General features: G+C 58.8%; 8 protein-coding genes and 1 tRNA gene. All 9 read left to right on the top strand.

The window, feature by feature from the left end; all coding sequences use genetic code 11:
- Positions 1–1,185 (top strand): elongation factor Tu (gene tuf / locus NCT03_RS13000; protein WP_250492760.1); only part of this gene is annotated, 1,185 nt, incomplete at its 5' end.
- 66 nt (positions 1,186–1,251) lie between these two features.
- Positions 1,252–1,327: transfer RNA gene (locus tag NCT03_RS12995), tRNA-Trp, on the top strand.
- 34 nt (positions 1,328–1,361) lie between these two features.
- Complete coding sequence (gene secE, locus NCT03_RS12990; RefSeq protein WP_244826445.1) at positions 1,362–1,742, top strand: preprotein translocase subunit SecE; 381 nt, start codon at positions 1,362–1,364, stop codon at positions 1,740–1,742.
- A gap of 1 nt (position 1,743) precedes the next feature.
- On the top strand, positions 1,744–2,301 hold the full coding sequence (nusG, locus tag NCT03_RS12985) for a transcription termination/antitermination protein NusG (RefSeq protein WP_244826444.1): 558 nt from the start codon (positions 1,744–1,746) through the stop codon (positions 2,299–2,301).
- A gap of 148 nt (positions 2,302–2,449) precedes the next feature.
- A complete protein-coding gene (gene rplK / locus NCT03_RS12980; protein ID WP_244826443.1) occupies positions 2,450–2,881 on the top strand; it encodes a 50S ribosomal protein L11 in 432 nt (143 codons plus the stop codon).
- Positions 2,882–3,580, top strand: a complete 699-nt coding sequence (rplA, locus tag NCT03_RS12975; RefSeq protein ID WP_244826442.1) for a 50S ribosomal protein L1 — start codon at positions 2,882–2,884, stop codon at positions 3,578–3,580.
- Between the two features lie 301 nt (positions 3,581–3,881).
- A complete protein-coding gene (gene rplJ, locus NCT03_RS12970; protein ID WP_250465884.1) occupies positions 3,882–4,379 on the top strand; it encodes a 50S ribosomal protein L10 in 498 nt (165 codons plus the stop codon).
- An 83-nt stretch (positions 4,380–4,462) separates the two neighbouring features.
- Positions 4,463–4,837 (top strand): 50S ribosomal protein L7/L12, encoded by a 375-nt coding sequence (rplL, locus tag NCT03_RS12965; RefSeq protein ID WP_244826440.1) that lies wholly within the window; start codon positions 4,463–4,465, stop codon positions 4,835–4,837.
- Between the two features lie 368 nt (positions 4,838–5,205).
- Positions 5,206–9,312 carry a DNA-directed RNA polymerase subunit beta gene (rpoB, locus tag NCT03_RS12960; RefSeq protein ID WP_244826439.1) on the top strand — a complete coding sequence of 1,369 codons (4,107 nt, stop codon included), beginning with the start codon at positions 5,206–5,208 and terminating at the stop codon, positions 9,310–9,312.
- Positions 9,313–9,317: the final 5 nt, after the last annotated feature.

Here is a 9,317-nt window from a genome sequence, read left to right as displayed (position 1 = left end):
AAAGGTAAATTCGAGCGGACCAAGCCGCACGTGAACGTGGGCACGATCGGTCACGTTGACCACGGCAAGACCACGCTGACGGCAGCGATCACGACGGTGCTGACCAAGAAGTTCGGCGGCGAAGCGAAAGCATACGACCAGATCGATGCAGCGCCGGAAGAAAAGGCACGTGGTATCACCATCAACACCGCGCACGTCGAGTACGAAACGGCTAACCGCCACTACGCACACGTCGATTGCCCGGGCCACGCTGACTATGTGAAGAACATGATCACGGGCGCAGCGCAGATGGACGGCGCAATCCTGGTGTGCTCGGCCGCTGACGGCCCGATGCCGCAAACGCGTGAGCACATCCTGTTGGCGCGTCAGGTCGGCGTGCCTTACATCATCGTGTTCCTGAACAAGTGCGACATGGTGGACGACGCCGAGCTGCTCGAACTCGTCGAAATGGAAGTGCGCGAGCTTCTGTCGAAGTACGACTTTCCGGGCGACGACACGCCGATCATCAAGGGCTCGGCCAAGCTGGCGCTGGAAGGCGACACGGGCGAGCTGGGCGAAGTGGCGATCATGAATCTGGCCGACGNGCTGGACACGTACATCCCGACGCCGGAGCGCGCAGTGGACGGCGCCTTCCTGATGCCGGTGGAAGATGTGTTCTCGATCTCGGGTCGCGGCACGGTGGTGACGGGTCGCGTGGAGCGCGGCGTGGTGAAGGTTGGCGAGGAAATCGAAATCGTCGGTATCAAGCCGACGGTGAAGACGACTTGCACGGGCGTGGAAATGTTCCGCAAGCTGCTGGACCAAGGTCAAGCGGGCGACAACGTCGGTATCCTGCTGCGCGGCACGAAGCGTGAAGACGTGGAGCGTGGCCAGGTTCTGGCCAAGCCGGGTTCGATCACGCCGCACACGCACTTCACGGCTGAAGTGTACGTGCTGAGCAAGGACGAAGGCGGCCGCCACACGCCGTTCTTCAACAACTACCGTCCGCAGTTCTACTTCCGTACGACGGACGTGACGGGCTCGATCGAGCTGCCGAAGGACAAGGAAATGGTGATGCCGGGCGACAACGTGTCGATCACGGTGAAGTTGATTGCACCGATCGCCATGGAAGAAGGTCTGCGCTTCGCTATCCGCGAAGGCGGCCGTACCGTCGGCGCAGGTGTGGTTGCCAAGATTATCGAGTAAGAGCCAGAAATCTCTCGGTAGTCTGTAGTTTTCGGGGTCGGCGAAACCGTCGACCCCAAATGGTTTAGGGGTATAGCTCAACTGGCAGAGCGTCGGTCTCCAAAACCGAAGGTTGGGGGTTCGATTCCCTCTGCCCCTGCCAAATTATTGCGCCAAGTGGCGCTGCTTAAGGTGTTATGGCGAATCCTTCCGTCGAAACTGTAAATACTTCCGGCGACAAGTTGATGTTGGTGGCGGGCGTATTGTTGGTCTTGGCCGGGTTCGTGGGTTTCTTCTGGCTGTCAGGCCAAGAGTGGTACGTCCGCGGCGCAGCGCTGGCTGTTGGTGTCATCGCGGGTGTCGCAGTCGGCCTCCTCTCGACGCCGGGCAAGGGCTTCATCGCCTTCGCGAAAGACTCCTATAAGGAAGTCCGCAAGGTTGTCTGGCCCACCCGCAAGGAAGCAACGCAAACGACCCTCGTGGTCTTCGCGTTTGTTTTAATCATGGCCATCTTCCTTTGGCTTAGCGATAAGTCGATCGAATGGGTGATTTTCTCGGCGATTCTGGGTTGGAAATGATATGAGCGATACTCCGGCATCCCCGAGCGGAAAACGTTGGTATGTGGTGCACGCCTACTCCGGAATGGAGAAGAGCGTGCAACGTGCGCTTCAGGAGCGTATCGACCGAGCAGGCATGCAAGATCAGTTCGGTCAAATTCTCGTCCCGACCGAAGAGGTGGTTGAGGTCAAGGGCGGTCACAAGTCGGTTACTGAGCGTCGTTTCTTCCCCGGCTACGTCCTGGTGGAAATGGAGATGACGGACGAAACTTGGCACCTGGTGAAGAACACTGCGAAGGTCACCGGCTTTGTTGGTGGAGCGCGCAATCGTCCGAGTCCCATCTCGCCGCGTGAAGTCGAAAAGATCATGTCGCAGATGCAGGAAGGCGTCGAAAAGCCTAGGCCCAAGACGTTGTTTGAAGTTGGCGAGATGGTTCGAGTGAAGGAAGGTCCTTTCACCGACTTCAACGGCAACGTCGAAGAAGTGAACTACGAAAAGTCCCGAGTCCGTGTGTCTGTCACGATTTTTGGGCGCTCGACGCCGGTCGAACTCGAGTTCGGTCAGGTCGAAAAGGTTTAAAAAGTTTCATCGCGTGAGGCCTTTGGGTTCTCGCGCGATTTTGCGCTTACAGCCCGCGTAATGGCTGTTGAGGAGCGTCAGTAGGCATCGTTGTTGAACGCGCGCTATCACTCATCGAACGTTTCGGCGTTCAGCAGAGGTTTTCAAAATGGCAAAGAAAATCATCGGCTTTATCAAACTGCAGATTCCTGCAGGTAAAGCCAACCCGTCGCCGCCGGTCGGTCCGGCACTGGGCCAGCGTGGCCTGAACATCATGGAGTTCTGCAAGGCGTTTAACGCGCAGACTCAGGGCATGGAGCCGGGTCTGCCGGTGCCGGTCGTGATTACGGCATTCGCGGACAAGAGCTTCACGTTCATCATGAAGACGCCGCCCGCTACCGTTCTGATCAAGAAGGCAGCCAAAGTCGATAAGGGTTCGGCAAAGCCGCACACCGATAAGGTTGGCAACATCACCCGCGCTCAAGCGGAAGAAATCGCGAAGACCAAGATGCCGGATCTTACGGCAGCTGATCTTGACGCCGCCGTGCGCACGATCGCCGGCAGCGCCCGTTCGATGGGCATCACTGTGGAGGGCGTGTAAATGGCTAAGCTTTCTAAGCGCCTTCAGGCATTCGCAAGCAAGGTTGATCGCCAGAAGCTGTACCCGATCGACGACGCATTGGCTCTCGTGAAGGAATGCGCAAGCGCCAAGTTCGACGAGTCGATCGACGTCGCAGTCCAACTCGGCATCGACGCGAAGAAGTCGGACCAAGTGGTTCGCGGTTCGGTCGTTCTGCCGGCAGGCACGGGCAAGTCGGTTCGTGTTGCTGTGTTCGCGCAAGGCGAAAAGGCCGAGCAAGCACGTGCAGCGGGCGCAGACATCGTGGGTATGGAAGACCTGGCCGAGCAAGTCAAGGCTGGTAACCTGAATTTCGACGTCGTGATCGCTTCGCCGGACACGATGCGCGTCGTCGGTACGTTGGGCCAGATCCTCGGCCCCCGCGGCCTGATGCCGAACCCGAAGGTCGGTACGGTCACGCCGGACGTCGCGCAAGCTGTGCGTAACGCGAAGGCTGGTCAAGTCCAGTTCCGCGTCGACAAGGCCGGTATCATTCATGGAACGATCGGTCGCGCATCGTTCGAACCTGCTTCGCTGCGTCAAAACCTGGCAGCACTGGTCGATGCGCTGCAAAAGGCGAAGCCGGCCACGAGCAAGGGCGTATACCTGCGCAAGATCGCTCTGTCGAGCACGATGGGTGTCGGCGTACGCGTGGATCAAGCCACGCTCGCGCAGCAGTAAAGAATTTGGGCGCGGTCTTGAGACCGCGCTGTAAAGGGCTTTGGGCGGTTGCGAGGTTGCAGTCTGAATCGAGCAACCGGTTGTCAAAGACCGTTGGTGGTGGCGTCGCGGTCGGGCACTGCCTTAATTCAAGCCAACGCAGATGGCGAACCCGAAACGGTTTTGCAGTGGTTGAAGTCGGTTGTCGTGCGCTGTGATGCGAACACCAATCGATCGAGATACTCCTAACAGTCGGACGCCGTTGTCGAACGTGGTGCATGAGGGTTGGTAACCCGAGTGCATCGAATCTGGAGGTTTAACCGTGCCACTGAACAAAGAAAGTAAGCAGGCAGTCGTCGCTGAAGTCGCCGCGCAAGTCGCGAAGGCTCAGACGATGGTGCTCGCTGAGTATCGTGGGATCACGGTTGGCGATCTGACCAAGCTGCGCGCGAAAGCGCGTGAGCAACAGGTGTATCTGCGCGTGTTGAAGAACACGTTGGCGCGTCGCGCCGTCGAAGGTACCCCGTTCGCTTCGCTGGCTGAGCAGATGACCGGTCCTCTGATCTACGGCATCTCGGAAGATGCCATTGCCGCTGCCAAGGTCGTCAATGACTTCGGCAAGAGCAATGACAAGTTGATCATCAAGGCTGGTTCCTACGAAGGCAAGGTGATGGACAAGGCAGGCGTGCAAGCGCTGGCCAACATCCCGAGCCGCGAAGAACTGCTCTCCAAGTTGTTGTTCGTCATGCAAGCACCTGTTTCCGGCTTTGCGCGCGCTTTGGCCGCGCTGGCAGAAAAGAAACAAGGCGAAGCTGCATAACGCACACGCTTGGGCGCCAGTCGCTCAGTTAGGTATTAGCTAGATCGCTAGCTCGATCCGAATTCAATCTAGGAGTATTTCAAATGGCAATCGCAAAAGAAGACATCCTCGAAGCCGTTGGCTCGATGTCGGTTCTCGAACTGAACGAGCTGGTCAAGGCGTTCGAAGAGAAGTTTGGCGTGTCGGCAGCTGCTGTTGCAGTCGCTGGCCCCGCAGGCGGCGGCGCTGCTGCTGCTGTTGAAGAGCAAACCGAGTTCACCGTAAACCTGCTCGAAGTTGGCGCGAACAAGGTTTCCGTGATTAAGGCCGTTCGTGAACTGACGGGTCTTGGCCTGAAGGAAGCGAAGGACCTGGTCGACGGTGCACCGAAGCCCATCAAGGAAGCGGTGCCGAAGGCTGCTGCTGACGAAGCAAAGAAGAAGTTGGAAGACGCAGGCGCGAAAGCTGAAATCAAGTAAGTTTCATTGCGCTGTGTTGAGGCTGGCGGTTTTCCACCGCCGGCCTTTTTGTGCTTTGTGAGGGCAGAGTTTTTATGCGTGTAATCAGGCATAAATGTCCTCGCAGAGGCCAAAGAGAACAGTCGGATCAGCATGAATTTCCGGCAGTTCTCTTTGTCTTCTGAAGCGACTGCAGAAGGCAAGTTTGGTCGGGTAGCGGGAAACACAGGCATCCGCTGCCGTCAGCCAGCGGTTGGTAGCGGCCAACCACCAAGCTTCTAGATTCGCGCGTCCTCCCCGGACATTCGCGCGAATCTCAGTCGGTGAACACCGGGCCGTGACGTCGAGGTATCCCGCCTCGCCAACGCCCGCCGTGATTCGGAGATCGTATGCAATATTCCTTCACCGAGAAGAAGCGTATTCGCAAGAGTTTCGCGAAACGCCCCATCGTTCACCAAGTTCCCTTTTTGCTGGCGACCCAGCTTGAATCATTCCAGACGTTTCTGCAAGCGGATACGTCCTCCACGCAGCGTAAGGCGGAAGGCCTGCAAGCTGCATTTACCTCTGTTTTTCCGATCGTTTCGCACAACGGGTTTGCGCGTCTCGAGTTCGTCAGCTACATGCTGTCGCCACCCGCGTTCAACATCAAGGAATGTCAGCAGCGCGGCCTGACGTACTGCTCCGCCTTGCGCGCGAAGGTGCGTCTGGTTTTGCTCGACAAGGAATCGCCGAGCAAGCCGGTGGTCAAGGAAGTGAAGGAACAGGAAGTGTACATGGGCGAAATTCCGCTCATGACGCCGACGGGTTCGTTCGTCATCAACGGTACCGAGCGCGTGATCGTGTCGCAGCTTCACCGTTCGCCTGGCGTGTTCTTCGAGCACGACAAGGGCAAGACGCATAGCTCCGGCAAGCTGTTGTTCTCGGCTCGTATCATCCCTTACCGCGGTTCGTGGCTCGACTTCGAGTTCGACCCGAAGGACGTGCTGTACTTCCGCGTCGACCGTCGCCGCAAGATGCCGGTCACGATTCTGCTCAAGGCTATCGGCATGACGCCGGAGCAAATCCTCGCGAACTTCTTCGTGTTCGACAACTTCGCGCTGATGGGCGAAGGCGCGCAAATGGAATTCGTGCCGGAGCGTCTGCGCGGTGAAGTCGCGCGCTTCGACATCCAGGACCGCGATGGCAATGTCATTGTCACGAAGGACAAGCGAATCAACGCGAAGCACATTCGCGACCTCGAAAACGCCAAGACGAAGTTCATCTCGGTGCCCGAGGACTATTTGCTCGGTCGCGTGCTGGCGAAGAACGTGATCGATCCGGAAACGGGCGAAGTGATCGCGAACGCCAACGAGGAAATCACGGAGACGGTGCTCGAAAAGCTGCGCGAGGCGAAGGTCAAGGAAATCCAGACGCTCTACACGAACGATCTGGACCAAGGCCCGTATATCTCGTCGACGCTGCGTATCGATGAAACCGCCGACAAGATGGCCGCGCGTATCGCGATCTACCGCATGATGCGTCCGGGCGAACCGCCGACCGAAGAAGCAGTCGAGGCGTTGTTCAACCGTCTGTTCTACAGCGAAGACGCGTATGACCTTTCGAAGGTCGGCCGCATGAAGTTCAATCGCCGCGTCGGCCGTGATGAAATCATCGGCCCGATGACGTTGCAAGACGACGACATCCTCGCGACCATCAAGATTCTCGTCGAGCTGCGTAACGGCAAGGGCGAAGTGGACGACATCGACCACTTGGGCAATCGTCGCGTGCGTTGCGTCGGCGAACTGGCGGAGAACCAGTTCCGCGCGGGTCTCGTGCGTGTCGAGCGCGCGGTGAAGGAGCGCCTCGGTCAAGCCGAAAGCGAAAACCTGATGCCGCACGACCTGATCAACTCGAAGCCGATTTCGTCGGCAATTCGCGAGTTCTTCGGTTCGTCGCAGTTGTCGCAGTTTATGGACCAGACCAACCCGCTGTCGGAAATCACTCACAAGCGCCGTGTTTCGGCACTTGGCCCGGGCGGTTTGACGCGTGAGCGCGCTGGCTTCGAAGTTCGCGACGTGCACCCGACCCACTATGGCCGCGTGTGCCCAATCGAAACGCCGGAAGGTCCGAACATCGGCCTGATCAACTCGCTGGCTCTTTACGCGCACCTGAACGAATACGGCTTCCTCGAAACGCCGTATCGCAAGGTCGTGGATAGCAAGGTGACGGATCAGATCGACTATCTGTCAGCGATCGAAGAAGGCCGTTACGTGATCGCGCAGGCGAATGCCGCCGTGGGCGAAGACGGCACGCTGACCGACGAACTGGTTTCGTCGCGTGAAGCAGGCGAAACGCTGATGGTCACGCCGGACCGCATCCAGTACATGGACGTGGCGCCGTCGCAGATCGTGTCGGTGGCGGCATCGCTGATTCCGTTCCTTGAGCACGATGACGCGAACCGCGCATTGATGGGTTCGAACATGCAGCGTCAGGCAGTGCCGTGTCTGCGTCCTGAAAAGGCCGTGGTCGGTACGGGTATCGAGCGCACGGTCGCGGTCGACTCGGGTACGACGGTGCAGGCATTCCGCGGCGGTGTCGTGGATTACGTCGATGCCGGCCGTATCGTGATTCGCGTGAACGACGATGAAGCCGTCGCCGGCGATGTCGGCGTGGACATCTACAACCTCATCAAGTACACGCGTTCGAACCAGAACACGAACATCAACCAGCGTCCGATCGTCAAGGTGGGCGACAAGGTTGCGCGCGGCGACGTGCTGGCCGACGGCGCATCCACGGATCTGGGTGAGCTCGCGCTCGGTCAGAACATGCTGGTCGCGTTTATGCCGTGGAACGGCTACAACTTCGAAGACTCGATCCTGATCTCGGAAAAAGTCGTGGCGGACGATCGGTATACGTCGATCCACATCGAAGAACTGAACGTCGTGGCTCGCGACACGAAGCTCGGACCGGAAGAAATCACGCGCGACATCTCAAACCTTGCGGAAGTGCAGCTTGGCCGTCTGGATGAGTCGGGCATCGTGTACATCGGCGCGGAAGTCGAAGCGGGCGACGTGCTGGTCGGCAAGGTCACGCCGAAGGGCGAAACCCAGCTGACGCCGGAAGAAAAGCTGCTGCGCGCGATCTTCGGTGAGAAGGCGTCGGACGTGAAGGACACGTCGCTGCGCGTGCCTTCGGGCATGAGCGGTACGGTGATCGACGTGCAAGTGTTCACGCGCGAAGGCATCACGCGTGACAAGCGCGCGCAACAGATCATCGACGACGAACTGAAGCGCTATCGCCTCGACTTGAACGACCAGTTGCGTATCGTGGAAGGCGACGCCTTCTCGCGTCTCGCACGTATGCTGAACGGCAAGGTCGCGAACGGCGGTCCGAAGAAGCTGGCGAAGGGCACGGCGATCGATCTTCCGTACCTCGAAGACCTCGATCACTACCACTGGTTCGATATCCGCCTCGCGGACGAAGAAGCAGCGGCGCAGCTCGAAGCCATCAAGGACTCGATCGAACAGAAGCGTCACCAGTTCGACCTCGCGTTCGAGGAAAAGCGCAAGAAGCTCACGCAGGGCGACGAATTGCCGCCGGGCGTGCTGAAGATGGTCAAGGTGTATCTCGCGGTCAAGCGTCGTCTGCAGCCTGGCGACAAGATGGCGGGTCGTCACGGTAACAAGGGTGTCGTGTCGAAGATCGTTCCGATCGAAGACATGCCGTACATGGCCGATGGCCGTCCGGCCGACGTCGTGCTGAATCCGCTCGGCGTGCCGTCGCGGATGAACGTGGGTCAGATTCTCGAAGTGCATCTGGGCTGGGCCGCGAAGGGTCTTGGCTGGCGTATCGGTGAAATGCTGCAGCGTCAGGCGAAGATCGAAGAACTGCGTCAGTTCCTGACCCAGATCTACAACGAGTCGGGCCGCAAGGAAGAGCTGGAAAGCTTCTCCGACGACGAAATCGTCGAACTGGCGAAGAACCTGCGCGAAGGTGTGCCGTTCGCAACGCCGGTGTTCGACGGCGCAACGGAAGACGAAATGTCGCGCGCGCTGAATCTGGCTTATCCGGATGACATCGCGAAGAACCTCGGCATGACGCCTTCGAAGAATCAGGTCACGCTGCACGACGGCCGAACGGGCGAACCGTTCGAGCGTACGGTCACGGTTGGCTACATGCACTACCTGAAACTGCATCACTTGGTCGACGACAAGATGCACGCGCGTTCGACCGGCCCGTACTCGCTCGTCACGCAGCAGCCGCTGGGTGGTAAGGCGCAGTTCGGTGGCCAGCGTTTCGGTGAAATGGAAGTGTGGGCGCTCGAAGCGTACGGCGCGTCGTACGTGCTGCAGGAAATGCTGACGGTCAAGTCGGACGACGTGACAGGCCGGACCAAGGTTTATGAGAACCTGGTCAAGGGCGATCACGTGATCGACGCCGGCATGCCGGAATCCTTCAACGTGTTGGTGAAGGAAATCCGCTCGCTCGGTATCGATATCGATCTCGACCGCAACTAATCGGA

It is taken from the genome of Caballeronia sp. GAWG1-1, assembly GCF_023631465.1.
Taxonomy (GTDB): domain Bacteria; phylum Pseudomonadota; class Gammaproteobacteria; order Burkholderiales; family Burkholderiaceae; genus Caballeronia.
Note: the sequence above shows the minus strand (reverse complement) of the source record. Positions and strands in the feature narration are given on the sequence as shown.